Origin of the sequence: Deinococcus carri (assembly GCF_039545055.1) — a bacterium.
Lineage (GTDB): Bacteria > Deinococcota > Deinococci > Deinococcales > Deinococcaceae > Deinococcus > Deinococcus carri.
This window is the reverse complement of the sequence record NZ_BAABRP010000017.1, coordinates 1-26,776: the sequence shown is the minus strand read 5'-3', so window position 1 is coordinate 26,776 and position 26,776 is coordinate 1. Positions and strand designations below refer to the sequence as shown.

Below are 26,776 nucleotides of genomic sequence, written 5' to 3'. Positions count from 1 at the left end.
TTCGGGCCGCCAGGCCCGAGGCCGCCCGGCGGGCTGAGCCTGGCAACCAGCGGGAAACCGGGGCGAAGCCTGACCCCCTTCCAGCGTAAGGAACCCCCTTGCCTAGCGCAGCGCCGCTCCCCCCTGCCCCCCGGTGGGGGGTAGGGGGGCTGGGGGGGCGGGGGGAAGCTCGCTACAAGTTGCCCGGCCCCAAAGAATTATCCCGCCTCACAAGGAGCGGAGGCCAAACTACCCCCTCACTTCACGAACAGCATCTGCCGGTACGTCGGCAGCGGCCAGTGCTTGTCGGCCACCACCTTTTCCAGCCGATCGGCAGCCTGGCGCACCTCACGCATGGCGGGCAACACGTGGTCGCGGACGTGGTGGGCCTTGTCGTGCATCTCGTCGCCGCCCAGCGTCCGGTTCTGCTCGCGCAGGGCCTGGAGGGCGTCGTACAGCTCGTCGGTGAGCTGGCAGACCTCGCGGGCGGTGGCCTCCACGGCGCGGCTGGCGATCCGGACGGCACCGAGGTCGCCCAGGTAATCGGCGGCGGCGGGCAGAATGATCGTCTGGGCGATGTACTCGGTCGTCTCGCCCTCGATGTTGACCGTCTTGAAGTAGATGTCGTACATGATTTCCTGCCGGGCCGCGAGTTCGCGCTCCGACAGCACGCCGAACCTCCCGAACAGATCGACATTCTTGGGGTCGGTCAGGTGGGGAATGGCGTCCAGGCTGGTGCGCAGGTTCAGCAGGCCGCGCCCGTGTTCAGCCTCGTGGTGCCACTCGGCGCTGTAGCCGTCGCCGTTGAAGACGATGCGCCGGTGCTGGCGGTAGGTGTCGCGCACCAGTTCGCCCACCGCCGAGTCGAGGTCCATGCCGCCCTCCAGCCGCGCCTTCAGCTCGGCGGTCAGGCTCTGCACGGCGTCCGCAACGATGGTGTTCAGCACCGTGACCGGGAAGCTGATGCTCTGGCTGCTGCCCGCCGCGCGAAACTCGAACTTGTTCCCGGTAAAGGCAAAGGGACTGGTGCGGTTGCGGTCCCCGGCATGACGCGGGATGGGCGGCAGCACGCTGGAGCCGAGGCCCAGCAGCCCCGCGGCGGTCCCGCGCCCCCCCTCGCCGCTATCGATGCGGTCGAGGATGTCGGTCAGCTCGCTGCCCAGGAAGATGGAGATGATCGCGGGCGGGGCCTCGTTCGCGCCGAGGCGGTGGTCGTTGCTGGCGCTGGCGACCGAAATACGCAGCAGGTCCTGATGCTCGTCCACGGCCCGCAGGACCGCCGCGCAGAAGAACAGGAATTGCAGGTTCTCGTGCGGGGTGTCGCCGGGTTCCAGCAGGTTTTCGCCCGCGTCGGTGGCCATGCTCCAGTTGCAGTGCTTGCCCGAGCCGTTCACACCCGCGAAGGGTTTCTCGTGCAGCAGACAGACCAGGCCGTACTTGCGCGCGGTGTTGCGGAGAACTTGCATGATCAGCTGCTGGTGGTCGGCGGCCACGTTGCTGTCCTCGTAGATGGGCGCAATCTCGAACTGGCCGGGGGCGACCTCGTTGTGGCGGGTCTTAACCGGAATGCCCAGGGCGTACAGTTGCAGCTCGGCGTCGGTCATGAAGCTCAGCACCCGGTCGGGAATCGCGCCGAAGTAGTGGTCTTCCAGTTCCTGCCCGCGCGGCGGCTGCGCGCCGAAGAGGGTCCGGCCCGTCATCACCAGGTCGGGGCGGCGGTAGAAGTACTCCTCCGCGATCAGGAAGTATTCCTGCTCCACACCCATGCTGCTGCCCACGCGCGTGCCCGCCGAGGCCCCGAACAGGTGCAGCGCGGGCGTGACGACCCGGTTGAGCGCCTCGGTCGAGCGCAGCAGCGGCGTCTTGTTGTCGAGCGCCTCCCCTGTCCAGGCGGCGAAAACGGTCGGGATGCACAGGGTCGCGCCGTTGGCGTGGCGCATGATAAAGGCCGGGCTGCTGGGGTCCCAGGCGGTGTAGCCGCGCGCCTCGAAGGTCGCACGCAGGCCCCCCGACGGGAAGGACGAGGCGTCGGGTTCGGCCTGGATCAGTTCCTTGCCACTGAAGGTCGCCATCGCCAGGCCGTCCCCGTTGGGCGACAGGAAGGAATCGTGCTTCTCGGCGGTCGCGCCGGTCAGCGGCTGGAACCAGTGCGTGTAGTGCGTCGCGCCCCGCTCCATCGCCCAGGTTTTCATGGCGAGGGCGACCGTCTCGGCAATCGCCGGGTTCAGCCGCTCGCCGCGTTCCACCGTGCCGCGCAGGCTGCGGTAGTCGGCCTTGGAGAGGCGGGTCTTGAGTTCCTCCAGGGTCAGCACGTCGCTGGCGAACAGTTCCCCGACCACCTGGGCGGGAGGCGTGGGCGCGGGGGCATCGACGCGCCAGTTGCGCGCGGCGGACATCACGTCAAAGTCGTGGTTCATGGCTTCCCTCCAGCACAGGGGCCACCGACGGGCGCACCCTGCGAACGCCGCGAGTATAGGCGCAACGTCGCGGGGTGGTCAATGCAGAGAGGACAAGTTGCACAGATAATTCACAGACCGGCGAGATTTTCTTCCGGATTTTGCAATTTGTTCTAAGTTTTTTAGCCGGGCAGCTATACTTTCGGGAACAGCCTGCGTCCCCCTCCCCCCAGGCTTGCACCGCTCCCCCCACGCCCGTTACGGTCAATGGACCACGGAGGCTCCCCTTTCATGACCCTCAACCCTAACCCCACACCCACCCCCGAGGCTCTGCTCGCCACCCTCGACGCCGAGAACGTGGCCTTCCTGCGCCTGCAATTCACCGACATCCTAGGCACCACCAAGAACGTCGAGGTGCCGCGCTCGCAGTTCGAGAAGGCGCTGCGCGGTGACGTGACCTTCGACGGCAGCGCCGTGGAGGGCTTCACCCGCGTCGAGGAGAGCGACATGCTGCTCTCGCCCGACCTCTCCACCTTCCTGATCTATCCGCCCTTCTCGCCCGAGGACGCCGCCAGTGGCCGCATTGCCCGGCTGATCTGCGACGTGACGCTGCCGGACGGCACGCCCTTCGAGGGCGACCCCCGTTTCGTGCTGAAGCGGCAGGTGGAACGTGCCCGCGCACTGGGCTTCGAGATGTTTGTCGGCACCGAACCTGAGTTCTTCCTGTTCGAGCGCACGCCGGCGGGGGTGGGCAGCACCGTCACCCACGACCGCGCCGGGTACTTCGACCTGGCCCCCATCGACAAGGGCGAGCGCATCCGCCGCGAGATCACGCAGCGGCTGGTGCAGATGGGCTTCGAGATCGAGGCCGCCCACCACGAGGTCGCGCCCGGACAGCACGAGATAGACTTCCGCTACGCGCCCGCGCTGGAAACCGCCGACCGCATCGCCACCTTCAAGTTCGTGGTCAAGCGGGTGGCGCTGGAACACGGCCTGCTGGCGAGCTTCCTGCCCAAGCCCATTGCGGGGGTGAACGGCTCGGGGATGCACTGCCACCTCAGCCTCTTTCGGGAGGGGCAGAACGCCTTTGCCGACCCGGGGGGCGAACACGGCCTCTCGGACACGGCGCGGCACTTTATCGCGGGGGTGCTGGAACATGCGGGCGGCATGACGGCCATCACCAATCCGCTGGTAAACAGCTACAAGCGGCTGGTGCCGGGCTACGAGGCCCCGGTCAACGTGGCCTGGAGCACCAGCAACCGCACCGCCCTGATTCGCATTCCCGCCAAGCGCGGCCACTCCACCCGCGCCGAGGTGCGGATGCCCGACCCCAGTTGCAACCCCTACCTGGCGCTGGCCGTGCTGCTGGCCGCCGGACTGGACGGGCTGGCGCAGAAGATGGAGCCGCCGCCCGCCATCGCCCGCAACATCTTCCGCATGACCGTGCGCGAGAAGCGCCACCACCGCATCCGCGAACTGCCCGCCGACCTGCGCGAGGCCGTGGACGAACTGGAAAAGGACCCGGTGGTGGCGGGCGCACTGGGCGAACATGTGATGGAGCATTTCGTGGCCGCCAAGCGGGCCGAGTGGCGCGACTACAGCACCACGGTTCACCCCTGGGAACTGGAACGCGCACTGGACCTGATCTGACCCGCCGGAAGCATCAGCAGGGAGCCGTGAGCCAAGTGTGATGGGAAAGGGACGGAGAAATGTTGCTCTCTTCAGCTTGGCGTCAGCAATCCGGACCCCCGAAAAGACAAGAAAAGCGCATGACATTGCAAAAGGCCTCATGAGCGGCACATTGACTTCCCTTTAAGACGTGCCTAGAATCAGGCGCATCTCAACACAGGCGCGTGAAGCGCAAGAGTTTTCCCGGAGGACGCATGAAGAAAACCGCCCTGAGCCTTTCCGTCTTGGCCGCTCTCGCGCTGGGCAGTGCCCACGCCGCCACCGTCGTCAAGGTCGCCACCATCAGCCCGCTGTCGGGTAGCAGCAGCAACCTGGGCCTCCAGATCAAGAACGGCACCCAGCTCGCCATCAACGAGATGAAGGACGAGTTCGCCAAGCTGGGCATGACCCTCCAGCTCGTCGCCTACGACGACCAGGCCGACCCGGCCACCGGGACCGCCGCCGCCCGCCGCGTCGCCGCGGACCGCTCCATCCTAGGCGTGGTGGGCACCCTGAACAGCGGTGTGGCGATTCCCGCCAGCGCGGTGCTCGCGCCCAGCCACGTGGTGATGGTCAGCCCGTCCAACACCAACGAAAAGGTCACCGACCGCGGCCTGAAGAACATGAACCGCGTGTGCGCCCGCGACGACGCCCAGGGACCGGCGGGCGGGAACTTCGTGACCAACACGCTCAAGGCCAAGCGCGTGTACGTGCTGAACGACAAGACCCCCTACGGGCAGGGGCTGTCCGACCAGGCCGAGAAGGAGATGAAGGACAACGGGGCCACCATCGTGCAGAGCGAGGGTGTGGCCGCCGAGGAGCGCGACTTCACCGCCATCATCACCAAGATCCAGGCCCTCAAGCCCGACGCCATCTACTTCGGTGGTCTGTACGGCCAGGTCGGTCCCTTCGTCAAGCAGCTCCGCGACAAGGGCATCCAGACCCCCGTCATCGGCGGCGACGGCTACGACAGTGACGACCTGGTGAAGCTGGCCGGGACCGGGGCCACCAACATCTACTTCACCACCGTTGCGCCGCCCGTGGACGCCGTGCCTGCCGCCAAGCTGCTGGCCGGCAACTACCAGAAGACCTTCGGCAGCAACATCCAGGGCTACGGCGTGATGAGCTATGACGCCGCCCGCGTGGTGCTGCTGGGCATCCTGAACGCCGCCAAGGCCAACGGGAACAAGGTCCCCTCCCGCACCCAGGTCGAGACGTCTGTTCGCAACGGCAGCTACAACCTGCTGACCGGCCCGGTCAAGTTCGACAAGAACGGCGACCGCATGGCGGCCAAGATGTACGTGATCGCCGTCAAGGACGGTAAGCGCAGCACCGCGGGCACCGTCAGCGTCACGCGCAAGTAACCCGGCGGCCCGGCTGGCCCCGCAAACACCAGCAACCGGCCAGCCAGGAAGCAGGACCCACCGTGCGAGAGGGAGGATCTCTTCCCCCCTTCGCACGGTTTTCCTTACCCCATCCGGAAAACAGGTGTCTCTCCGGGCCACAGCCCCAGACGCAACAGAATGCTGGAGCAATGTCTTCTCCCGGCAATTCGGTTTGTCAGAAGAACAAAAGGGCACAACGGGATGGCTGTGGTCCGGATGAGCCGCCCATTGACTTGATCTTTAGCTCTCCCTACAATCGGGCATTCCAAAGGGCGCAGCGCGCACGACCTCGGAGGAGTATGAAGCACATCGCCCCGGGCCTTTCCCTGGCCCCCACGCACAGCAGCAGGCGCGGTCTGGGCGGTATCATCAAGACCACCTTTCAGCAAAACGGACGGGCGGTCCTCCCGCTCCCCCGGTCAGGCCTGTCCGGCCCGCTTCTGGCTGCCCCCGGCAAGTTGATGCGCGGCGCGGTGGTGGGGGGCACAGGCGGCTCCTTTCCGGACAGGCCACAGTTCAGAGCAGCGTTCTCAGGCAAGGCAGTCAGGTGATGCATGGATTTTCAGACGGTCGGTAACATTCTGCTTCAGGTGCTGGTGGGTGGCCTGAGTCTTGGCGTGCTGTACGCCATCGTCGCGCTGGGCTATACGCTGGTGTACGGCGTGCTGCAACTTATCAATTTTGCCCACAGTGAGGTGTTTATCACCGGGGGCATCGTCGCCTATCTGGTGTTCTCCGGGCTTCAGGGGGCCGCCATGAACGGGTACCTGAAGCTGCTGCTCGCGGGGCTGGCGGCGATGGCAGTCTCGGGGCTGCTGAACGTGCTGATCGAGCGCCTGGCCTACCGGCCCTTGCGCGGCGCACAGCGCCTGGTGCCGCTGATCACGGCCATCGGCGTGTCGCTGGTCTTGCAGGACCTGCTGCGCTTCCTGGTGGGCCTGCGCGGGCAGTTCGACCTGAGCGTGCCGCTGCCGCAGGGCTTTGCCAACCCCATCACGTCGGTGCTGGGCGTGAATGTCAGCAACCTCAACCTCCAGGTCAAGGACATCATCCTGATCGTGGTGGCGGCGCTGATGCTGGTCGGCCTGAACCTGCTGGTGAACCACACCCGGCTGGGCCGCGCAATTCGCGCCGTCGCCCACGACCGCCAGACCTCGGGGCTGATGGGCATCGACGCCAACCGCATCATCAGCCTGACCTTTCTGATCGGCGGGGCGCTGGGCGGACTGGGCGGCGTGATGTTCGCCATGAAGTACCAGGCGCTCAACGCCTACAGCGGCACGGTGCCGGGTCTCAAGGCCTTTACGGCGGCGGTGCTGGGCGGCATCGGCAGCATTCCCGGCGCGGTGGTGGGCGGGCTGGTGCTGGGGTGGCTGGAGACGCTGCTGGGCGTGATCAGCCTCTTCAGCGCGATTCCCGGCCTGAGCTGGCTGGGGGCCATCAAGGCCGAGTACAAGGACATCGGTGCCTTCCTGGCCCTGATCCTGATTCTGTTCCTCAAGCCCGCGGGCCTGCTGGGCCGGGCCACCACGGAGAAGGTGTAACATGACCAGCCTTTCTGCATCTCCACGCGGCCAGGCGGGCGACCGCACCCTGCCGCTGCTGGCCTACACCGCTGTCACGGCGCTGCTGCTGATCTTCCTGCGCGGCCAGGTGGCCGACGGTCCGGCCCGGCTGCTGCAACCGGTGCTGTTCGGGGCCTTTTTGCTGTCCCTGCTGTTCGCCTACCAGTGGCGCGCGGCGGGCTGGGCCAAGACACTGGTCTTCGCCGCCGGCATCGGCTTCGTGCTGCCCTTCATGGGCCGTGACAACACGTCCTATTTCGATCTGGTCATCCAGATGCTGATCTTCGCGGCGCTCGCGCTGGGCCTCAACATCGTGGTGGGGCTGGCAGGACTGCTGGACCTGGGGTATATCGCCTTTTTCGCGGTGGGAGCGTACCTGTGGGGAGTCTTCGGCAGTCCACAGTTCGGGACCGTCACGGGCAACGCCGCTTTTGCTGGTGGCGTCAACCCGCACCTGTTCTGGCTCTTTATTCCGCTGGCGGTGCTGGCAGCGGCGCTAGTGGGCGTGCTGATCGGCCTGCCAGTGCTGAAGCTCAAAGGGGACTACCTCGCCATCGTGACGCTGGGCCTGGGCGAGGTGGTGCGCATCTTCGCCAACAACCTGGGCGTGACCAACGGGCCGCAGGGCATCGACGCCATCCAGAGCGCTCCGGTGCCCTGGCTGAACGCGCTGGCCCGCAACCTGGGCTTTTCGGAAGACCAGTACCGCCTGTTTTTCCTGTACCTGCTGGTGCTGGTCGTGATCGCCATCGTGATTCTGGTGAACTACCGCCTCGACCGCTCCAAGATCGGGCGGGCCTGGATCGCCATCCGCGAGGACGAGATCGCGGCGCAGGCGATGGGTGTGCCGCTGCTGCGAACCAAGCTGCTGGCCTTTGCGACCGGCGCGAGCTTTGCCGGGGCGATGGGGGTGCTGTTCGCGGCCAAGCAGAACTTCATCGACCCCAAGAGCTTCGACTACTTCCAGTCGATCGGCGTGCTGAGCATGGTGATTCTGGGCGGCATGGGCAACATCGCCGGGGTGTTCCTGGGCGCGGTGGTGGTCACGCTGCTGAACCTGATGGTGCTGCCCACCCTCTCGGAGGTCCTCCAGCAGAGCTTCCCCAACCTGAACCAGAACCTCGACCCCAGCAAGTACCAGCGCCTGATCTTCGGGCTGGTGCTGGTGCTGATGATGCTCTACCGCCCTGAAGGGCTGCTGCCCAGTGCCCGGCGCAAGGCCGAGATGCACGCGGACGAACCCGCCCCCGACAGCATCGCAGAGCAGAACGCGCTGGAGGGCGACACCGGGAGCGAGGTGTACTCGCCGGGCCTGAGTACCATCAAGGAAAACGACCGGACAGGAAGTGAACGATGAGCGCCCTTCTCGACGTGCAGCACCTCACCAAGACCTTTGGCGGCCTGACCGCCGTGAACGACGTGACCTTTCAGGTGCCCGAGCGCAGCATCATCAGCGTGATCGGGCCGAACGGGGCGGGCAAGACGACCTTCTTCAATCTGATTACCGGCATCTATGCCCCCGATCAGGGCAATATCACGCTGGCCGGGCAGAGCCTGGTGGGGCTGAGGCCCGATCAGGTGGTCAGCGCCGGCATCGCGCGCACCTTTCAGAACATCCGCCTGTTTCCCAGCATGACCGCCGAGGAGAACATCATGCTGGGGCGCGGCACCCGCCTGAAGACCGGCTTCTGGGACGCGGTGCTGCGCAACGGCACCTTCCGGCGCGACGAGGACAACGCGCACGAGACGGCAGAGGTGCTGCTGGACTTCGTGGGCCTGAGCCGGTGGCGCGACGAACTCTCCACCAACCTCCCCTACGGCGATCAGCGCAAGCTGGAGATTGCCCGCGCCCTGGCGACCACGCCCAAGCTGATCCTGCTGGACGAACCCGCCGCCGGGATGAACCCGCGCGAAACCGAGGACCTCAAGGCCCTGATCCGGCGCATCCGCGACGACTTGGGCGTGACGGTGGTCCTGATCGAACACGACATGCGCCTGGTGATGACCCTGTCGGAAAACATCACGGTGCTGAACTACGGCAGCAAGCTCAGCGAGGGCCTTCCCCATCAGGTCCGCAACGACCCACAGGTGATGGAAGCCTACCTGGGGCGCGGCGCGGCGGCGGGCGAGTACGGCAAGGAGGCAAGGCACCATGGCTGAGGGGCAGGTTCCGGAAAGCACAACCATCGTGGCGAGCGCCGTGCCGGGGGGCGGGGCGCAGGCGGTGCAGGAAGGTATTCTCCGCAAGGTGGGCGCTTCCCTGCTGGAACTGAAGGATATCCACACCTACTACGGCCACATCCACGCCCTCAAGGGCCTGAACATGACCGTCAACACGGGCGAGATTGTGGCCCTGATCGGCGGCAACGGGGCGGGCAAGACCACCACCTTGCGGACCATCAGCGGCATGATGAAGCCGCGCACGGGCACGGTGGTCTATGACGGCCAGAACGTGACTGGGCTGCCGTCCTACACCATCATGCCGCGCGGCATGAGCCACGTGCCGGAGGGCCGCCGCATCTTTCCGCAGCTCACCGTGCGCGAGAACCTGGAGGTGGGGGCGTATACCGTCACCAATCGCCGCGTGATCGAGGAACGCATTCAGGAGGCCTTTGCGCTGTTTCCCCGCCTCAAGGAGCGCGAGACGCAGCTCGGCGGCACCATGTCGGGCGGCGAGCAGCAGATGCTGGCGATTGCCCGCGCCCTGATGGTCGATCCCCGGCTGCTGCTGCTGGACGAACCCAGCATGGGCCTGTCGCCCCTGTTCGTCGAGGCGATCTTCGACATCGTGGAGCGGCTCAACCGCGAGCGCGGCACCACTATCCTGCTGGTGGAGCAGAACGCCAGCATGGCCCTGGCAATCGCCGACCGCGCCTACGTGCTGCAAACCGGCGAGATCAAGCTCAGCGGCCCCGCCGCCGACATCGCCCGCGACGAGAGCGTGCGCAAGGCGTACCTGGGCGACGAGTAACCCTCTCCTCTATGCAGGCTGGGGCCGCTTCCCACGTGGAGGCGGCCTGGCCATTTGATGTGCTCGCGCGGCGTGCATCCGGTATGGTCAGCCATGCCACGAGCCTTGCTGGTCGCCGCCACACTGCTGCTGAGCGCCTGCGTGCCCACCCTCCAGACGGCGGTGGACCCCGCCCGCCTGCCCGCCGCCACCGACTATGGCCCCCACGCCTTTCCGATGGAATGGTGGTACGTGAGCGGCTTTCTGCCGGAAGAGGGGCTGGCCTTTCACTGGGCGCAGTTCCAGGTGCGGGCGGCGAATGTGCCGGTACCCGTGATGATCTCGCACCTGGCGCTGACCGACCTGCGCACCGGCCAGGTGACGTTTCTGGAGCAGTCGCCGGGGCTGGGGCAGGCAGCCTTCCCGCCGCTGAAGCTGGGCCAGGGGAACTGGCGGCTGGAGCAGCAGGGCACGGACTTCCGGCTGAACGCGGGGCCACTCGACCTGACCCTGCACCCGCTCAAGGGGCCGGTGCTGCACCCGCCCGGCTACAGCGGCAGCGCCGAAACGGGTCTGCTGTACTACCAGGGCGTGACCCGGCTGGCCCTGTCCGGCCAGGTGGCGGGCCGCAGCGTGCAGGGGCAGGCCTGGCTGGATCACCAGTGGGGCAACCAGATTCCGGGCCGGGCGGCGCTGTGGGACTGGTTCAGCGTGCAGCTCCGGGGCGGCGATGACCTGATGGTGTACCGCGTGCGGACCCCGGACGGCCGGGTGGTACAGACCGTGGGCAGCATCGTGGACGCGCGGGGGAACGCCCGACCTGCCACCAACCTGACGGTGGAGCCGGGCCGCACCTGGCAGAGCGCGGGCGGCCGGACCTACACCCTGTCCTGGCACCTGCGCGCCGACGAGTTCGACCTGACGGCGGAAGCTGTGCGGGATGAGCAGGAACTCCTGAGCCGCACCACGAACATCGCCTACTGGGAAGGCCCCATCCGGGTCATGGGCACCTGGGGCGGCCAGCCTGAGACAGGACAGGGCATGTTGGAGGTGGTGGGTGGCCTGCTCCAGCCCCCGGCGAAACCACAGTGACCTTCACGCCAAAGTGAAGCCTCAATAAAGTTGACATGACTGCACTCAAGTTTTACAATTGTGACACTTGAGGAGGACATCTTGAACCCCGAACGCTTCACCGAGGCGGCGACGCAGGCCCTGGCCAGCGCGCAGCAACTCGCACAATCCAATCAGCAACAGACCCTGACCGTGGCGCATGTCCTGCGTGCGCTGCTCGACAACGACACCGCCGCCCGCGCGCTGACCACTGCCGGGGGCGACCTGAACGCCATCCGCCAGGCGCTCGACGCCGAGATTGCCAAACTCCCGCGCGTGCAGGGGGGCGGCGAACAGCTTTACCTCGACCCGGCCCTGGCCCGCGCGCTGCAAGGCGCGGAGAAGGAAGCCCAGGCCCTGGGCGACAGCTTCATTGCCGCCGACACGCTGCTGCTGGCGCTGCGGGCCGAGAGCCGCGCGCCCGGCCTGCCCGCCGAGGCCGCCCTGCGCGAGGCCGTGGCAACTGCCAGGAAAGGAAAAACCGTGACCAGCAAGACTGCCGAACAACAATTTGACGCCCTGGAAAAGTACGGCACCGACCTGACCCAGCGCGCCCGCGACGGCAAGTTCGACCCGGTGATCGGCCGCGACGAGGAAATCCGCCGCGTGATGCAGATTCTGCTGCGCCGCACCAAGAACAACCCCGTGCTGATCGGTGAACCCGGCGTCGGCAAGACGGCCATCGCGGAGGGCCTCGCTATCCGCATCGTGAAGGGCGACGTGCCCGAGGGCCTGCGCAACAAGCGCATCGTCTCGCTGGAGATGGGCAGCCTGCTCGCCGGGGCCAAGTTCCGCGGCGAGTTCGAGGAACGCCTCAAGGGCGTGATCGACGAGGTGGTGCAGTCCGCGGGCGAGATCATCCTCTTCGTGGACGAGCTGCACACCATCGTGGGGGCGGGCAAGACCGAGGGCAGCCCCGACGCGGGCAACATGCTCAAGCCCGCGCTGGCCCGTGGCGAGCTGCACCTGATCGGCGCGACCACCCTGGACGAGTACCGCGAGATCGAGAAAGACCCCGCGCTGGAGCGCCGGTTCCAGCCCGTGTTCGTGGACGAGCCGAGCGTGGAGGACACCATCTCCATCCTGCGCGGCATCAAGGAGAAGTACCAGGCGCACCACAACGTCAACCTCACCGACCCCGCCCTGGTGGCCGCCGCGCAGCTTTCCAACCGCTACATTACCGACCGCCAGCTTCCTGACAAGGCGATCGACCTGATCGACGAGTCGGCGGCCCGGCTGCGCATGGCGCTGGAATCCAGCCCCGAACGCATCGACCAGCTCGAACGCCGCAAGCTGCAACTGGAGATTGAGCGCGAGGCCCTGCGCAAGGAAAAGGACGTGGACTCGCAAAACCGCCTGCTGGACATCGAGGACCAGCTCAAGGCCCTGACGGACGAGCTGACCGAGGTGCGCAGCCGCTGGGAAGCCGAGCGGCAGGAGGTCCAGGCCCTGCGCGAGAAGCGTGACGCGCTGGACCAGGTGCGGACCGACATCGAAAAGGCGCGGCGCGAGTACGACCTGGGCCGGGCGGCGCAGCTCGAATACGGCACCCTGCCCCAGCTCGAAAAGGACGTGCAGGACCTGGAGCGCAAGCTCAAGGGGGCCGAGTTCGCCCACATGGAAGTGACCGACGAGGACATCGCCGCCGTCGTGAGCCGCTGGACGGGCATTCCGGTCAACAAGCTGATGGAGGGCGAGCGCGAGAAGCTGCTGCAACTCGAAGAACAGCTTCACAACCGCGTGATCGGGCAGGACCGCGCCATCGTGAGCGTGGCGGACACCATTCGCCGGGCACGCGCTGGCCTGAACGACCCCAACCGGCCCCTGGGTTCGTTCATGTTCCTGGGACCCACGGGCGTCGGCAAGACCGAGCTGGCCAAAGCCCTGGCCGAGTTCCTCTTCGACTCGCCCGACGCGATGGTCCGCATCGACATGAGCGAGTACATGGAGAAGCACAGCGTCTCGCGCCTGATCGGTGCCCCTCCCGGCTACGTGGGCTACGAGGAAGGCGGCCAGCTGACCGAGGCCGTGCGCCGCCGCCCCTACACGGTGATTCTGCTCGACGAGATTGAAAAGGCGAACCCCGACGTGTTCAACGTGCTGCTTCAGGTGCTGGACGATGGCCGCCTGACCGACGGGCAGGGCCGCACGGTGGACTTCCGCAACACGCTGATCATCATGACCAGCAACATCGGGTCGCCCCTGATTCTGGAGGCGCAAGCCCGTGGCGACAGCCCCGAGAGCATCCGCGAGCAGGTGCTGGCCGTGCTGCAAGGACACTTCCGCCCCGAGTTCCTGAACCGCATCGACGACATCATCGTGTTCGACGCGCTGACGCCTGGCGACCTGCACCGCATCGTGGACATTCAGCTCGGTGGCTTGCGCCGCCGCCTGGCCGACCGCCGCGTCACGCTGCACCTGACCGACGCCGCCAAGGACAAGCTCGCCCAGATCGGCTACGACCCCGCCTTCGGTGCCCGCCCCCTCAAGCGCGCCATCGCCCGCGAGATCGAGACGCCGCTGGCCCGCGAAATCCTGCAAGGCCACGTGCCGGAAGGCAGCTCGCTGACCGTGGATTACGACGGGAACGGGTTCCGGTTCGAGACAGGCGTGCTGCACTGAGGCGTTAGGTATCAGGAACAGAGAAGCCGCTGCTCAGCAACGGGCAGCGGCTTTGTTCATGGGGCAGCGTGGGGTGAACACTTCCCCCACCATGCCTCCTGCCAGAAGAAAGAGCCGCCGCCCGAATTAAGGGCAGCGGCTCTTCTTGGTACGTTCAGCGGCGGGTGGTGGTCGTGGTGGTGCGGGTATCCACGTAGCGGCGGTTGCCCGACAGACCGGCCAGACCAATCAGACCGGCAAGGCCCAGCCAGCCCCAGTCGAAGCCACGGTTGTTGTTCGTGGTGGTGGTCGTGGTCGTGTCCGTCGTGCTGGTGGTGCCAGCAGTCCCGGTGGTATCGGTCGTGCCGGTTCCCGTGGTGTCCGTCGTTCCGGTAGTATCGGTGGTCCCCGTACCGGTCGTGTCCGTGCCGGTGGTATCGGTCCCCGTGGTGTCGGTCGTGCCGGTTCCGGTCGTGTCAGTCCCCGTCGTCCCCGTGGTGTCCGTCCCGGTCGTGTCGGTTCCCGTGGTGTCCGTCGTGCCGGTTCCGGTAAGGTCCGTACCCGTGGTGTCGGTGCCCGTCGTTCCGGTGGTATCGGTGGTCCCCATTCCGCTGGTGTCAGTCCCAGTGGTTCCGGTCGTGCTCGTGCCCGTCGTATCGGTACCGGTCGTATCGGTCCCGGTCTGGGCCAGGGCAGTCATGGGCAGGGTCAGCAGGGCCGTCAGGGTCAGCATCTTCAGCGTCTTATTCATAACTGACGTCAGTGTGAACCAGAATCCCGGACGGCACATCTCAGAGGTGAGATTTTTCCTTGACCAAACCTCTATGAATATGGAGCCGCCTCTTCAGGCGGTAGGCTGCCACACCAGTCCTACGGCTTCCTCGACGCTGCGCACGCCCTCGCGCCCGTCCAGGCCGGGAGGGACGATCAGGTTGCGGTAGCCCGCGCGTCCGGCTTCCTCCGCGCGGCGCAGCGCCCCCTGGGTCGAGCGGACCTCGCCCGCCAGGCCCACTTCCCCAAAGACGGCGACGTTGCCCGGCAGCGCCCGGCCCACCACGGCGGAATACACGGCCAGCGCGACCGGGAGGTCGAGGCCGGGGTCGGGGACCTTCAGGCCGCCCGCCAGGTTCACGTACACGTCCAGCCCGCCCAGCGTGAGGTCCAGGCGGCGTTCCAGCACGGCCAGCACCACGTCCACGCGCCGGGGGTCCAGGCCCACCACCACGCGCCGGGCGTTGGGATAGGGCGTCTTGCTTGCCAGCGCCTGCACCTCCAGCAGCATGGGGCGCTGGCCGTCGATGGTTGCGGCGACCACGCTGCCCGGCACGCCGACGGGCCGCTCGGCCAGGAAGGCGGCGCTGGGGTTCTCGACGGCCACCAGCCCCTCGCCGCGCATCTCGAACACGCCCAGTTCCCCGGCCTGACCGAAGCGGTTCTTGACCGAGCGCAGGAGGCGAAAGGCCCCGACCGTCTCCAGAAAGACGGTGGTGTCCACAATGTGCTCCATCACCTTCGGCCCGGCGACGGTGCCCTCCTTGGTCACGTGCCCGACGAGGACCGTCGCCGTCCCGGTTTCCTTGGCGGCGCGGGTGAGCAGGGCGGTGCCCTCGCGCACCTGGGCCACGCCGCCGGGCGTGCCGTCGCCCTCCACGGTCACGGTCTGGATGGAGTCCACGATACACAGGGCGGGTTTGTGTTCGGCCATCAGGGCGGCCACGTGTTCGGCGCGGGTGTCGCGGGTGAGCTGAATCTCGGCGGTCACGCCCAGGCGGTCGGCGCGCAGGCGAATCTGCTCCAGCGACTCCTCGCCCGCCACGTACAGCACCGTCCCGCCGCCCCGCGCCAACCGGTCGGCCACCTGAAGCAGCAGCGTGCTCTTGCCGATGCCGGGTTCGCCGCCGATCAGGGTCACGCCGCCCGCAACCAGGCCGCCACCCAGCACACGGTCGAGTTCAGGAATGCCGGTGGGCATCCGGGGTTCCTCGCGCCGCCCGACGGTCGAGAGGGGCGTGAGGCGACCCCCGATCACGCCGCCGTAGCCGCCCCCCAGGCCCCCGCGCGCCTTGCCGCTCGCCACCGTGGGCACCTCCTCCTCGAAGGAGTTCCAGGCCTGGCAGTTGGGGCAGCGGCCCAGCGGCTTGGCCGACTGGTAGCCGCAGGAGGTACAGACGTATTTGGTGCTGACTTTAGCCACAGTGTCTCCTCTCGCAAGGGAGGGCGTGAAGGGGCGGCCAGCGGTCAGCTTCCAGCCGCCAGCCGCAAGAGTCAGGGTTGCCCTTCTGGGCCTACCCGTTGGGGCGGCTGTCGGCCCGCCAGTACATCCCGTCCCGCGTGGCGAGGTAGTCGCCGTCGAGCAGCTCGGTCAGGAGGAGGGCCGGGTCTTCGAGCGTGCTGTGGTCGCGCAGCAGCGCCAGCACCTCGGCCTCGTCGTAGCGGCGGCCCGGCTCGAACAGGCCCGTGAGGTGGTCGAGAATGGCGAGCTGGTGGGCGCGGCGGCGGTCGGAAGGCCAGCCGGTGATGCGGCCATGTTCGTCCTGAAAAGCGGCGATGCTCTTGGTCATAGAGACGCATCCTAGCGGCTGCGCGCGGAAGGCAAAGTGCCCAAGGCAGAGGGCAAAAGGCGGAAGCCCCTGCTGGAGCCTCCGCCTTCCTTTGAGCCTTCTGCTTTCAGCCTTCCGCCATCCGCGGCCGTCAGGCCAGAATCTGCGGCGGCGCGGTCGTCCCGCGCTCGAACTGAATCCCGTCCTGACCCAGCACCACGCGCAGTTCCTCACCCGCGCTGCCGATCAGTTCCAGCGCCAGCGGGTCCTCGATTTCCTCGCGGACCAGGGTGCGAAGCTGGCGGGAGGAGCCGACCGCGTGCTTGGGACTGCGGGCCTTGAGCTTGCCCACCAGCCAGGCGGCGATGGCCGGGTCGAAGGTGACGTTCAGCTCGCGGCTGGCGAGTTCCTCGCGCATCTCGCCCATCAGTTGCTGGGCCACGCGGACCAGTTCGTCCTCACCCAGCGGACGGAAGCGAATCACGTCGTCGAGGCGGTCGAGGAACTCGGGCGTGAAGATGTGCCGCAACGGCGTGTTGCTGTCCTGCGTGACCGGGCTGAAGCCCACCGTGGGGTTCACGTTGAAGCCCGTGTTGCTGGTCATGATGATGATGGTCCGGCGGAAGTCCACCGTGCGGCCCAGCCCGTCGGTCAGGCGGCCGTCGTCGAGCACCTGAAGGAAGGTGTTGTAGACGTCGGGGTGCGCCTTTTCAATCTCGTCGAGCAGGATGACGCTGAAGGGCTGGCGGCGCACCGCCTCGGTCAGGCGGCCGCCCTGCTCGAAGCCCACGTAGCCGGGAGGCGACCCGATCAGCTTGGAGATGGAGTGCGATTCCTGAAACTCGCTCATGTCCACGCGGATGAGTGAGCGCTCCGAGCCGAACAGCGTCCGGGCCAGCGCCTTGGCGAGGTGCGTCTTGCCCACGCCGCTGGGGCCAACGAACAGGAAGCTCGCGGCGACACGGGTGCGGCCGCCCAGGCCCACGCGGGCGCGGCGCAGGGCACTGGAAAGGGCGCGGATGGCGTCGGGCTGGCCGTACACCTGATCGGTGAGCTGCTCTTCCAGGTCGCCGAGCTGCGCCGCCGACTCCTCGGAGTAGATGCCGCCCATCGAGTTGATGACGCTCTCGATGTCGTCGCGCGTGACCATCGGCTCGCCATCCTCGGTTTCCGCGACGGGCAGACCCACGCTCATGTTCAGGCGCACGCGGCTGGCGGCCTCGTCGATCAGGTCGATCGCCTTGTCGGGGAAGTTGCGGCCCGGCAGGGAGCGCTCACCGATACGCACCGCCAGTTCCAGGGCCTGATCGGGAATCTGCACGCCGTGGTGTTCCTCGTAGCGGGGGCGCAGGCCGCGCAGAATCTGGAGCGTCTCGGCGGGGCTGGGTTCCAGCACGATCACCGGCTGGAAGCGGCGTTCCAGGGCCGCGTCCTTCTCGATGTAGCGGTGGTACTCGCCGGTGGTGGTCGCGCCGATCACCTGAATCTCGCCGCGCGACAGCGCCGGCTTGAGGATGTTCGCGGCGTCCAGCGTGCCCTCCGCGCCGCCCGCCCCGACCAGGGTGTGCAGCTCGTCGATAAAGGCCATCACCTTGGCGTTGCGCAGTTCCTCGATGATCTGGCGCAGGCGTTCCTCGAACTCGCCGCGGTACTTGGTCCCGGCGACCACGCCCGAGAGGTCCAGGCTGACCAGGCGGACGCCGTGCAGGTTGGGCGGCGTGCGCTTCTCATGGATGGCGAGGGCCAGCCCCTCCACGATGGCGGTCTTGCCCACGCCGGGGTCCCCGATCAGCACGGGGTTGTTCTTGGTGCGCCGCGTGAGAATCTGGGTGACGCGGCGGATTTCCTCGCTGCGGCCGATCACCGGGTCGAGCTTGCCCTCGCGGGCCTGCTTGGTCAGGTCGCGGCCGTACTCGTCGAGGAAGGGCGTGGCGACGGGCTTGGCGGCCTTGCCGGTGGTGCCGTCCCCCTGCGCCAGCACGCGCCAGCGGATGGTGTCCACGTCCTTGGTGAGTTCCTGGAGGATGCGGAAGGCCACGCCGTCGCCCTCGCGGATAATGCCCAGCAGGATGTGCTCGGTGGAGGTCACCTGCGCGCCGAGCTGCCGCGCCTCGGTGGAGGCGAGTTCCATCACGCGGCGGGCGCGCGGGGTGATCGAGGGGGCGTCGTTGAGGCGGTTGCCCTCGCCCCGGCCGATGATTTCCTCGACGCGGCGGCGCAGGCCGTCGAGCGAAGCGCCGAATTCGGAGAGGATGGTCGCGGCGGTGCCGCCCTCGCGCATCAGGCCGAGCAGCAGGTGTTCGGGACCCACCATCGCGTGGCCCAGGCGGTTGCCTTCCTCGCGGGCGTAGTGGAACACGAGGCGGGCGCGGTCGTCGTATCTGTTCATGGGCTACCCCCTGTGTCGAGCGGGCTGGGGCGGGGCGAGCAGGAGTGGGGCGGGCTGAGGTGCTTCGGGCAGGGCCTGGGGCCGTCGGCACAGCGCCGGGGCACGTCGGAAAGCGGATGGTGCATGGAGTCTAGTGTATGGCCGGGTTCACGTGTGCTGCGCCGTCAAGCTCACCTTCTCCCGGCTCCCAGGCTAGCGCCGGAGGCCCCACCCGAGTCTGTCTGTCCGGTCCCCTTTTGGGGCAGGTGGGAGGGGGCACCCAGCGCCGACAGCGCCGCCTGCAAGGTGGTGTCACGGCCCTCCGCCGTCAGGGCGGTGATGTCGGTGGGCGCGGCCACGTCGGGCGTGAGCGCGGCGGGCAGCGGTTCATCCGCGTCGGTGTAGGCGCGCAGCACGGTCACGGACAGCACGCCGCCGTCGGGCAGCCCCTCGAAAATCACGCCGCTGTTGCCCACGCCGCGCGTCTTCTCGCCGACCAGGGTGGCCCCGGCCCGGTGCGCGTAGTAGCTGAAGACCTCGGCGCAGGACGCGGTATTCGGCCCCACCAGCACGGCCAGCGGCCCCCGCCACAAGGCCCAGTCGGGCGACGCCGCGCGGGCGAGCAGCGGCAGCACCTCCTCGCCGCGCAGGCCGCCGTAAGCGTAGCTGCCGCCCTGCCAGCGCGTCTTGTACAGCACCGGGGCAAAGGCGCTGGCGGCGGCAACGCACTGGTTCAGGCTGCCCCCGCCGTTGTAGCGCAGGTCCACGATCAGCGCCCCCGCCCCGGCCTCCCGCGCCTCGGCCACCCGTTTCAGGAACAGGGCCGCGCTGTTCTCCGGCAGGAAGGAGGGGAAATCGATCACGGCAGTCTTGCCGCCCGGCCCGGCCCAGCCCAGCGTCGGCTCGTCGCGGGCCTGGAGACGGGCGGTGGGCAGCGTGACCTCGCGCTCCGGCTGGCCCGGCTGGCGCAGGGTCACGCGCAGGGGCGTTCCCGCCCGCTCCAGCCGGATGAACTCGTTCGGCCCGAGGGGGAGGTTCTGGCCCGCCCCGTCCTTGCCGGCGGCCTCACCGTTCACGCTTGTGAACAGGTCGAAGCGGTGCAGGCCCATCTGCTCGGCCGGGCTGCCCGCCAGCACCGACACCACCAGCAGGCCGCCCACCACCCGCGCCACACGCACGCCCGTGCGGTTCACGGCGCGGTTCTGGCTGATTTCCGCCAGCCGCTCGGCCCCCTCCGCGTCGCGGACATTGGTGTGGTCGTCGCCCAGTTCGCGCAGCATGTCGCCCAGCACCGTGCGGCCCGTAGCGTAGTCGCAGGCGTCCCCCTGCGGCGCACACGTCTGGGCCAGCACCGCCGCGTACCGGCTGGCGAGTTGCACGCGGTCCACGGTGGACCACCCGTAATACTCGCTCTGCACGGCGCGGGTGGCGGCGTCGAACAGGTCGGTGGCCGGACTCGCCCCCGCAGAGAGGGTGGCGAGCAGCGCGAGAGCCAGGGCGCGTCGGGTTGTGGGCACGCCTCAGGCTAGCGCGCGGGCCGGAGCGGGAACCGTGGCCCTGCTAGCCAATGGGCCGCTAGACAATGGGTGTGACCAGCGTGCCGATGCCCTCCACCTCCACCTCGACCGTGTCGCCCCGGTTCAGCGCGCCGACGCCCTCGGGCGTGCCGGTGAGTACCACGTCGCCGGGTTCCAGGGTGACAAAACGGGTGACGTAGGTCAGAATCTGCACCACGTCGAAGATCATGTGGCTGGTGCGCCCGTCCTGGCGCGTCTCGCCGTTCACGCGGGTCACGACGCGCAGGTCGGTGGGGTCGAGGTCGGTTTCCAGCCACGGCCCCAGCGGACAGAAGCGGTCGGCGGCCTTGGCGCGGAACCACTGGAGGTCCGTCTTCTGGAGGTCGCGGGCAGTCAGGTCGAGGCCGCAGGTGTAGCCCAGGACGGCAGCGAGGGCCGTGTCGGGCTTCAGGTCGCGTGCCCGCTGGCCGATGACGAGCGCGAGTTCGCCCTCGTAGTGGAAGTTCTGGGTCCAGGCCGGGTACTCGACCGTGCCTCCCGGTTCAGCCAGCGCGTTCGGTCCCTTCAGGAAGATGCCGGGTTCGGCGGGCAAGTCGCCCGTGTCGTTGCCCAGTTCGCGGATGTGGTCGAGGTAATTGCGGCCCACGCAGACAATCTTGGTCGGTTCGGCGGGCGCGAGCAGCGTGACGCCCTCCAGGGGCACCGTCTCGCCCGTCCGCTCGCCCGTCATGCCGCGCGTGAGGTGAACCGTCTCCCCCTCGACCTGGCCCCACCGGGCCGCCTCTCCCTGCCGAATCCTGACCAGACGCATGGGAGGAGGATATACGCTCACGCCATGCCCAGCCTCACCCAGCTCCGCGAACTCCAAGCAATCGCCCAGGCGGGCCTGACCTACACCCGCGACCCCTACGACCGCGAACGCTATGAGCGGCTGCTGGTCCTGACCGCCGAACTGCTGGCCGGGGAGACGGGGCAGGCGGCGAACGAGGTGCATGAGCATCTGAGGGCCGAACGCGGCTACCTGACGCCGAAGGTGGACGTGCGGGCGGTCGTGCTGAACGCGCGGGGGGAGGTCCTGCTGACCCGCGAGCGCGTGGACGGGCGCTGGAGCCTGCCCGGCGGCTGGGCCGACCCCGGCGACAGCCCCCGCGAGGTGGCCGTGCGCGAGGTCCGCGAGGAGACGGGGCGGCAGGTGCGCGCGACCCGCCTGCTGGCGCTGCTCGACAAGGACAAGCACCCGCACCCGCCGGACCTCTGGGCCGTCTACAAGGCCTTCGTGGCCTGCGAACTGGTCGAGGACCGCGCCCACCCCGGCAACACCGAGACGCTGGAAAGCGGCTGGTTCTCCCCCGAGGCCCTCCCGCCGCTGAGCCTGGGGCGCAACTTGCCGGAGCAGGTGCGGCGGATGGTGGAGCTGAGCCAGCGGCCAGAACTGGGCGTGGACGTGGACTGAAGGGCAGGACGCCCCTCAGACTGGGCCGCTACACTGCCCCGCGTGACCCCTTCCCTTCCCGCAGGTTTCATCCGTGCTCAGGACGTGCTGGACGAACGGCTCAGCGCCGCTGAGGTCAGGACGCTCGACATGCGCTACGGCAACGAGGAGTTGCTGTACGGCCTCGACCTGCTGGGGCTGGCCGGGCCGTTTTCCCGCGTGACCCCCTGGGAACTGGAAGACGAGCAGGGCGTGGTACGCATCAACGCTTCCGGCTACGCGGCGGTGCCGTTCGGGGACATGCCGCCTGCCATCACCCGCTTTCTGGCCGAGTACCTGGAAAAGAACCGGGCGATGGGGCTGCCGCAGCAGTCGAGTTCCGCGTGGCGGGCGGCCCTCCAGACCAATCTGGTGCACCTGCTGGCGCGTGAACTGCCCTCGCACGCCGACTCGCAGGTCTTCTTCTGCTCCAGCGGCACCGAGGCCATCGAGGGCGCGCTGAAGTTCGCCAAGGCGTGGCGGTCCCGCGCGAAGTTCTACATCTCCTTTTCCAGCGGCTACCACGGCAAGACGCTGGGCAGCCTCAGCCTCACGCCGAATCCCGAGTATCAGGACATCTTCCGGCCACTGGTGCCGGGCGCGGTCACCAGCCCTTACGGGGACCTGGAGGCGCTGGCGCGGCTGGTGCGGCGACTGGGGCCGGACAACGTGGTGGCGGTGGTGGTCGAGCCGATCCAGGGCGAGGGCGGCGTGAACATTCCCCCGCCCGGCTTTCTGCGCGGCGTGGGCGAGTTGTGCCGCCGCCACGGCATCGTCTGCATCGCGGACGAGATCCAGACCGGCCTGGGCCGCACCGGGCACTGGTTCGAGTCGGCGGCGCAGGGGCTGGATGCCGACATCATCACGCTCGCCAAGCCGCTGGGCGGCGGGATGACGGCGGTGGGCGCGACCATCGTGCGCCACGCCATCTACAAGAAGATGCTGGGCGGCCTCAGCTCCAAGCGGCACTCCAACACCTTCGGCGGCAACTCGCTGGCGATGGCGGTGGGCCTCAAGTCGCTGGAATACCTGGTGGAACAGGACCTGCCCGCCCGCAGCGCCCGTCTCGGCGCGGCAGGGCTGGAGCGCCTGCGGGCCGTGCAGCGGCGTTATCCCCGGCTGCTGGAGAACGTGCGCGGCCAGGGAATGCTGCTCGCCATGCAGTTCAAACCGATGGTCGGCGTGCCCCTCCCCGGCGTGCTCAAGGAACTCGTCTTCGAGGCGACCGCGATCCTCGCCCTGCGCGAACTGCACGAGGCGGGCGTGATGGCGAACCTCAGCCTCAGCTCCAAGCGCACGGTGCGCCTCACCCCCGCCCTCGACATGCCCGAGGACCTGTTCGGCCGGATGTTCGACCGGGTGGACACCTTCGCGGAGCGCAACCCCATCTCACGTTCCCTGCTCACCAACACGCCGCCCGTCATGACCGCCCGGCTGGCGAAGTTCGCGGCGAGCAAACCGAAGAAGCGGACGGAGAGCGACGGGTGAGGGGGCAGCGGTACGCAGTGCGCGGTACGCGGTAAAAGCTCATTTCCTGCGCACTGCGTACCGCGCACCGCCTCCCCTACGCCAACCCACACCCCCGCTGCACCAGCAGATGCACCTCGTCGCGCCCCAGGCGGCGGGCGGGGAGGGGCAGCGTGGCGGGCAGGTCGCTCAGGCCGCGCACCAGGGGGACGTATTTGAACTCGGGGCGCGCGATCAGGTCGCGGGCGGCGGTGAAGGCCAGCACGAAGTCGAGCCTCAGCTCGAAGTGGGCGTTCAGTTCGGCGCGCAGGGGGCCGGGGTCGCCGCCCAGCAGGGCGAGGAGGGCAGGGTGCGTCTCGAAGCCGTCCTCCAGGGATTGCAGCACGCGGGCCGTGTCGAGCAGCAGGGCCGCGCCGGGCAGGGCGTAGCCGCCCACGCGGCGGCGGCATAGCTCGGGGGCGTCACCCCGCACCAGCGTGACCGCGCGTCCGGCACGTTCGGCCCCGCCCAGGTAGGCCCAGAAGCGGCCCAGGCTGCTGTAGCGCGCGAGTTCCACGTACCCGGCGGGCCGCGTGGGCAGGGGGCGGGTGGGCCTGGGGTTCACCCCGCCATGCTAGTGCGCCGGGCTGGTGGGCGGGCCTACTCGTCGTGCGGCGGGGGCTGGTCGGGGTCGCAGTAGTCGATGGTGGCGGAGCGGAAATCGCCCACCACGACCTCGCGCTTGAAGGGGTAGCCGATGCGGACGCCCTCGGCGGCGCATTCCAGCGTGAAGCGTTTTCCCCTGGGGACCGGGGTGTCCCCAATCACCAGGGGCCGCCGGGCCTCGTAGATGGCGCAGTAGGGCGTGCAGAAGTAGAAGCCCACAAACTGGCCGCCGGGATGCCGCGCGGGAACGGCCCCGCCCGTTTGCAGGGCGCGGCGGATGTCGTCCCAGAGGGCCAGGCTGGCGGCCGGGTTCGGGTCGAGCGCCCACATCTCCGCGATCACGCGCTGGGCGTCGTGGTTGCGGCGCAGGGTGCCGACGTTGTTGGGGTCGGTCATGACCCAGGGGTCGAATCCGGGTTCACCGGGCAGCGGGGTCCGGGCGAGGGGGCCGGGCTGCGCCGACTTCTGGCCGGACTGCCCGGACGTGCGGCCCGGCTCGGTCAGCAGCGCGGGATAGCTGATCAGCTGGCCGACCCGGTACAGTCCCTCGATGGCGCGCTTGGCCTGCTCCTCGATCTGCTCGTGCAGCGCGGGCGAGGCCTGGGGGGTATACATTCCCACCACGTAGCTCGCCTGCGACAGCGCCTCGGCAAACTGCCCGCGCAGGCGGGCGAGGCGGGCCGCGTCGGCTTCCGGGGTGGCCTTTTCCAGCGCGTGCATCGCGGCCTCGGCGTGCAGGCGCATGGCGTCGAGCGCGGCGATCATCGCGTCGAGGTGCGGGCGGGGGCAGGGTTCGACGGGCGACCAGTCGGGCAGGCGGGCGGGCAGCGTGCCGGGGGGCAGGTCGAAGGTCGGGTCGTGGGCCGCCTGGCTCGCGTAGCCCAGCCAGCGCTGGACGCCGGTGTAGTAGCCCTGCACCTGATCGAAGGTCACGGGCGGCACGAACCCCACGGTTGCGGGGTCGGCGGCCTCGTCGGCCTCCAGCATCTTGTCGCCCAGGGTTTGCAGGGCAAAGGCGTTCCAGGCACACGCCAGCTCCAGCCCCACGTGCCGCTTCACGGCAAAGGGACTCTGGCCGCTGAGGGTCAGGTCGAAGCGGCGACGTTCGGCGGCGTCGAGCAGGGGGTGAACCTGCGCCCCGGCCCGCCGGTAGGCATAGAGGGTTTCGGCGTCGCGCTCGCCACGCAGTGAGGCCCGCAGCCGCGCCCAGACCCCCGGGGTCGAGCCGCCGGGGGTCTGGCCTTCAGGAGCCGAACTTCCAGAGGTTGGCATACCCCTCACAGTACGTCAGCCCCCGCCCCGGCGTTCCCGCATCTGCCCGCGCCAGGCCTCCCAAAGGATCTGAGACGGAACCTCAAGCCTGAACATTGCGTGAACGGCAGGTGGGACAGGTGTTGCAGTCGGGGATAGCTGAACCGAGTACAACGGGGCATGACCACCTCTTCGCAAAATCCACTGGAACTGCTGGCCGGGCTTGACCTGGAGGCGCTAGGAAACCTGAGCCAGAAGGTGGACCTGCCCGCGCTGCTGGGGGCGGCCTCGCGCCTGAGTGACGGGCAACTGAAACAGCTCTCGCGGTTGCTGGAGCGGGGGACACGGCCTCCGCGGGCGCTCCCCGAAGCGGACGGCGACTTTTACGGGCAACTGGATGACCTGACCCCGGAGCAGCAGGAGGTCCGCCTGGCGGTGCGCGGCTTCATGGAGACGCAGGTCGCGCCCATCATGAACGAGTACTGGAGCCGCGACGAGTTCCCCCGGCACCTGCTCCCCGAACTGCGCCGCCTGGGCCTCCCGCGCCGGGTCTGGAACGAGGACGGCACCCGCAAGCCCGACGCCACGCTGATGGAGGGCCTAATCACGCTGGAAGCCTGCCGGGTGGACGTCTCGACCGCCGTGTTCTTCGGGGTCCACACCGGCCTCGCGTTCGCCTCCATCGCGCTGGGCGGCAGCGCCGAGCAGAAGGCCGAGTGGCTGCCGAAGATGCTCGATCTGGAGGCCATCGGGGCCTTTGGCCTGACCGAACCGGAGGGCGGCTCGCAGGTCAGCCAGGGAATGCGGACCACCTGCCGGCGCGACGGCGACACCTGGGTCCTGAACGGCGAGAAGAAGTGGATCGGCAACTCCACCTTCAGCGACTTCACGGTGATCTGGGCGCGCGACGTGGACACGGGGGAGGTACGCGGCTTCATCGTGCGGGCGGGGACGCCGGGTTACCGCGTGCAGAAGATCGCGGGCAAGATCGCGCTGCGGATGGTGGAAAACGGCCACATCACGCTGGAGGACTGCCGGGTGCCCGAGTCCGACCGTCTTCAGGAGGTGCAGGGCTGGCGCACGACCGCCGAGGTGCTGCGGCTCACTCGGGCGGGGGTGGCGTGGCAGGGCGTGGGCTGCGCGCTAGGGGCCTACGAGCTGGCGCTGAAGTACGCGCAGACCCGCGAGCAGTTCGGCAAGCCCATCGGGAGCTTCCAGCTGATCCAGAACCACCTCGTTCACATGCTGGGCAACGTGACGGGCGCGCTCGCGCTGGTGCTGCGCCTCTCCGAGATGGCCGACGCGGGCCTGATGCGCGACGAACACGCCGCGCTCGCCAAGGTGGTCACGGCGGCGCGCTGCCGCGAGACGGTGGCGCTGGCCCGCGAGACCTTCGGCGGGAACGGCATCCTGCTGGAATATCTCGTCGCCAAGCACTTCGCGGACACGGAGGCAATCTACTCCTATGAGGGCACCAACGAGATCAATACGCTGGTGGTGGGCCGCGCGATCACCGGCCTGAGCGCCTTCGTGTAACCCACTTTGTGAGGGAGGGGTTAAGCGTCGGGGCAGCACAGGGAACGGCAACGGCGTTTAGGGTGGGCAGTGAGGAACCTCTCACCCCTTGCGACGGGGAACAGGTCCGCGCCGGGACGCCTTATTTGGAAACGGCGCAGCAAGGAGACACTATGACACTGAACACGGATATGCTGTCGCGCCGCCTGAGCTGGCGCGGCGTTCTCGCCGGGTTGGTGATGGGCCTGGTGACCACCCTGACCATCCTGGCCCTCGGGCTGGTCATCACCGCCCTGACCGGGCTCACCCTCAGCGGCACCAGCATCCAGGCCATCATCTGGACCGCCC

General features: G+C 68.4%; 20 protein-coding genes. 11 read left to right on the top strand and 9 right to left on the bottom strand.

What is annotated here, in order from left to right; all coding sequences use genetic code 11:
• Positions 1-236 precede the first annotated feature (236 nt).
• Entirely contained in the window at positions 237-2,396 is a 2,160-nt protein-coding gene (locus ABEA67_RS15820; protein WP_345467015.1) for a glutamine synthetase III family protein, read from the bottom strand.
• 270 nt (positions 2,397-2,666) lie between these two features.
• On the opposite strand from ABEA67_RS15820, the gene glnA reads away from it, so the two are divergent.
• The 8 genes from glnA to clpB all read left to right on the top strand — a co-directional run bounded on the left by glnA (position 2,667) and on the right by clpB (position 13,675).
• The gene (gene glnA, locus ABEA67_RS15815; protein WP_345467013.1) at positions 2,667-4,025 is read left to right on the top strand and encodes a type I glutamate--ammonia ligase; all 1,359 of its coding nucleotides are present in this window, start codon (positions 2,667-2,669) and stop codon (positions 4,023-4,025) included.
• 233 nt (positions 4,026-4,258) lie between these two features.
• A complete protein-coding gene (locus tag ABEA67_RS15810; RefSeq protein ID WP_345467010.1) occupies positions 4,259-5,407 on the top strand; it encodes a branched-chain amino acid ABC transporter substrate-binding protein in 1,149 nt (382 codons plus the stop codon).
• Positions 5,408-5,982: 575 nt separating this feature from the next.
• Entirely contained in the window at positions 5,983-6,972 is a 990-nt protein-coding gene (locus ABEA67_RS15805) for a branched-chain amino acid ABC transporter permease (protein ID WP_345467008.1), read from the top strand.
• A 1-nt stretch (position 6,973) separates the two neighbouring features.
• The gene (locus ABEA67_RS15800; RefSeq protein ID WP_345467006.1) at positions 6,974-8,350 is read left to right on the top strand and encodes a branched-chain amino acid ABC transporter permease; all 1,377 of its coding nucleotides are present in this window, start codon (positions 6,974-6,976) and stop codon (positions 8,348-8,350) included.
• Positions 8,347-9,153, top strand: coding sequence for an ABC transporter ATP-binding protein (locus ABEA67_RS15795; protein ID WP_345467005.1), 807 nt, complete (start codon positions 8,347-8,349; stop codon positions 9,151-9,153). Before ABEA67_RS15800 ends, ABEA67_RS15795 begins: the two co-directional genes overlap by 4 nt.
• Positions 9,146-9,964 (top strand): ABC transporter ATP-binding protein, encoded by an 819-nt coding sequence (locus tag ABEA67_RS15790; RefSeq protein ID WP_425557211.1) that lies wholly within the window; start codon positions 9,146-9,148, stop codon positions 9,962-9,964. The genes ABEA67_RS15795 and ABEA67_RS15790 overlap by 8 nt, the downstream gene beginning before the upstream one ends.
• A 93-nt stretch (positions 9,965-10,057) precedes the next feature.
• Positions 10,058-11,035, top strand: a complete 978-nt coding sequence (locus tag ABEA67_RS15785; protein ID WP_345467003.1) for a lipocalin family protein — start codon at positions 10,058-10,060, stop codon at positions 11,033-11,035.
• A gap of 81 nt (positions 11,036-11,116) precedes the next feature.
• Positions 11,117-13,675, top strand: a complete 2,559-nt coding sequence (gene clpB, locus ABEA67_RS15780; protein ID WP_345467000.1) for an ATP-dependent chaperone ClpB — start codon at positions 11,117-11,119, stop codon at positions 13,673-13,675.
• Positions 13,676-13,829: 154 nt separating this feature from the next.
• Here clpB and ABEA67_RS15775 read toward each other — a convergent pair whose 3' ends face one another.
• The 6 genes from ABEA67_RS15775 to ABEA67_RS15750 all read right to left on the bottom strand — a co-directional run bounded on the left by ABEA67_RS15775 (position 13,830) and on the right by ABEA67_RS15750 (position 20,890).
• On the bottom strand, positions 13,830-14,405 hold the full coding sequence (locus ABEA67_RS15775) for a WGxxGxxG-CTERM domain-containing protein (protein WP_345466998.1): 576 nt from the start codon (positions 14,403-14,405) through the stop codon (positions 13,830-13,832).
• 93 nt (positions 14,406-14,498) lie between these two features.
• The gene (gene radA, locus ABEA67_RS15770; RefSeq protein WP_345466996.1) at positions 14,499-15,848 is read right to left on the bottom strand and encodes a DNA repair protein RadA; all 1,350 of its coding nucleotides are present in this window, start codon (positions 15,846-15,848) and stop codon (positions 14,499-14,501) included.
• Positions 15,849-15,939: 91 nt separating this feature from the next.
• Positions 15,940-16,215, bottom strand: a complete 276-nt coding sequence (locus tag ABEA67_RS15765) for a DUF2087 domain-containing protein (RefSeq protein WP_345466994.1) — start codon at positions 16,213-16,215, stop codon at positions 15,940-15,942.
• Positions 16,216-16,345: 130 nt separating this feature from the next.
• On the bottom strand, positions 16,346-18,583 hold the full coding sequence (locus ABEA67_RS15760; protein ID WP_345466992.1) for an ATP-dependent Clp protease ATP-binding subunit: 2,238 nt from the start codon (positions 18,581-18,583) through the stop codon (positions 16,346-16,348).
• A 170-nt stretch (positions 18,584-18,753) separates the two neighbouring features.
• Complete coding sequence (locus ABEA67_RS15755) at positions 18,754-20,079, bottom strand: S41 family peptidase (RefSeq protein ID WP_345466990.1); 1,326 nt, start codon at positions 20,077-20,079, stop codon at positions 18,754-18,756.
• Between the two features lie 58 nt (positions 20,080-20,137).
• Complete coding sequence (locus ABEA67_RS15750; RefSeq protein WP_345466988.1) at positions 20,138-20,890, bottom strand: fumarylacetoacetate hydrolase family protein; 753 nt, start codon at positions 20,888-20,890, stop codon at positions 20,138-20,140.
• Positions 20,891-20,914: 24 nt separating this feature from the next.
• Between ABEA67_RS15750 and ABEA67_RS15745 the strand changes: the two genes are divergently transcribed.
• On the top strand, positions 20,915-21,532 hold the full coding sequence (locus tag ABEA67_RS15745) for an NUDIX hydrolase (RefSeq protein ID WP_345466986.1): 618 nt from the start codon (positions 20,915-20,917) through the stop codon (positions 21,530-21,532).
• A 42-nt stretch (positions 21,533-21,574) separates the two neighbouring features.
• On the top strand, positions 21,575-23,038 hold the full coding sequence (locus ABEA67_RS15740) for a class-III pyridoxal-phosphate-dependent aminotransferase (protein ID WP_345466984.1): 1,464 nt from the start codon (positions 21,575-21,577) through the stop codon (positions 23,036-23,038).
• 76 nt (positions 23,039-23,114) lie between these two features.
• Here ABEA67_RS15740 and ABEA67_RS15735 read toward each other — a convergent pair whose 3' ends face one another.
• The gene (locus tag ABEA67_RS15735; protein ID WP_345466982.1) at positions 23,115-23,621 is read right to left on the bottom strand and encodes a hypothetical protein; all 507 of its coding nucleotides are present in this window, start codon (positions 23,619-23,621) and stop codon (positions 23,115-23,117) included.
• A 35-nt stretch (positions 23,622-23,656) separates the two neighbouring features.
• Positions 23,657-24,934: a hypothetical protein gene (locus tag ABEA67_RS15730; protein WP_345466980.1), complete on the bottom strand. Its 1,278-nt coding sequence runs from the start codon at positions 24,932-24,934 to the stop codon at positions 23,657-23,659.
• Between the two features lie 159 nt (positions 24,935-25,093).
• Here ABEA67_RS15730 and ABEA67_RS15725 point away from each other — a divergent pair, with 159 nt between their 5' ends.
• Positions 25,094-26,449 (top strand): acyl-CoA dehydrogenase family protein, encoded by a 1,356-nt coding sequence (locus ABEA67_RS15725; protein WP_345466977.1) that lies wholly within the window; start codon positions 25,094-25,096, stop codon positions 26,447-26,449.
• Positions 26,450-26,776: the final 327 nt, after the last annotated feature.

Excerpts from the sequence above, each read along its gene's own strand:
- ABEA67_RS15820 (WP_345467015.1), bottom strand. The coding sequence starts at position 2,396 with ATGAACCACGACTTTGACGTGATGTCCGCCGCGCGCAACTGGCGCGTC.
- glnA (WP_345467013.1), top strand. The coding sequence starts at position 2,667 with ATGACCCTCAACCCTAACCCCACACCCACCCCCGAGGCTCTGCTCGCC.
- ABEA67_RS15810 (WP_345467010.1), top strand. The coding sequence starts at position 4,259 with ATGAAGAAAACCGCCCTGAGCCTTTCCGTCTTGGCCGCTCTCGCGCTG.
- ABEA67_RS15805 (WP_345467008.1), top strand. The coding sequence starts at position 5,983 with ATGGATTTTCAGACGGTCGGTAACATTCTGCTTCAGGTGCTGGTGGGT.
- ABEA67_RS15800 (WP_345467006.1), top strand. The coding sequence starts at position 6,974 with ATGACCAGCCTTTCTGCATCTCCACGCGGCCAGGCGGGCGACCGCACC.
- ABEA67_RS15795 (WP_345467005.1), top strand. The coding sequence starts at position 8,347 with ATGAGCGCCCTTCTCGACGTGCAGCACCTCACCAAGACCTTTGGCGGC.
- ABEA67_RS15790 (WP_425557211.1), top strand. The coding sequence starts at position 9,146 with ATGGCTGAGGGGCAGGTTCCGGAAAGCACAACCATCGTGGCGAGCGCC.
- ABEA67_RS15785 (WP_345467003.1), top strand. The coding sequence starts at position 10,058 with ATGCCACGAGCCTTGCTGGTCGCCGCCACACTGCTGCTGAGCGCCTGC.
- ABEA67_RS15775 (WP_345466998.1), bottom strand. The coding sequence starts at position 14,405 with ATGAATAAGACGCTGAAGATGCTGACCCTGACGGCCCTGCTGACCCTG.
- ABEA67_RS15765 (WP_345466994.1), bottom strand. The coding sequence starts at position 16,215 with ATGACCAAGAGCATCGCCGCTTTTCAGGACGAACATGGCCGCATCACC.
- ABEA67_RS15760 (WP_345466992.1), bottom strand. The coding sequence starts at position 18,583 with ATGAACAGATACGACGACCGCGCCCGCCTCGTGTTCCACTACGCCCGC.
- ABEA67_RS15750 (WP_345466988.1), bottom strand. The coding sequence starts at position 20,890 with ATGCGTCTGGTCAGGATTCGGCAGGGAGAGGCGGCCCGGTGGGGCCAG.
- ABEA67_RS15745 (WP_345466986.1), top strand. The coding sequence starts at position 20,915 with ATGCCCAGCCTCACCCAGCTCCGCGAACTCCAAGCAATCGCCCAGGCG.
- ABEA67_RS15730 (WP_345466980.1), bottom strand. The coding sequence starts at position 24,934 with ATGCCAACCTCTGGAAGTTCGGCTCCTGAAGGCCAGACCCCCGGCGGC.
- ABEA67_RS15725 (WP_345466977.1), top strand. The coding sequence starts at position 25,094 with ATGACCACCTCTTCGCAAAATCCACTGGAACTGCTGGCCGGGCTTGAC.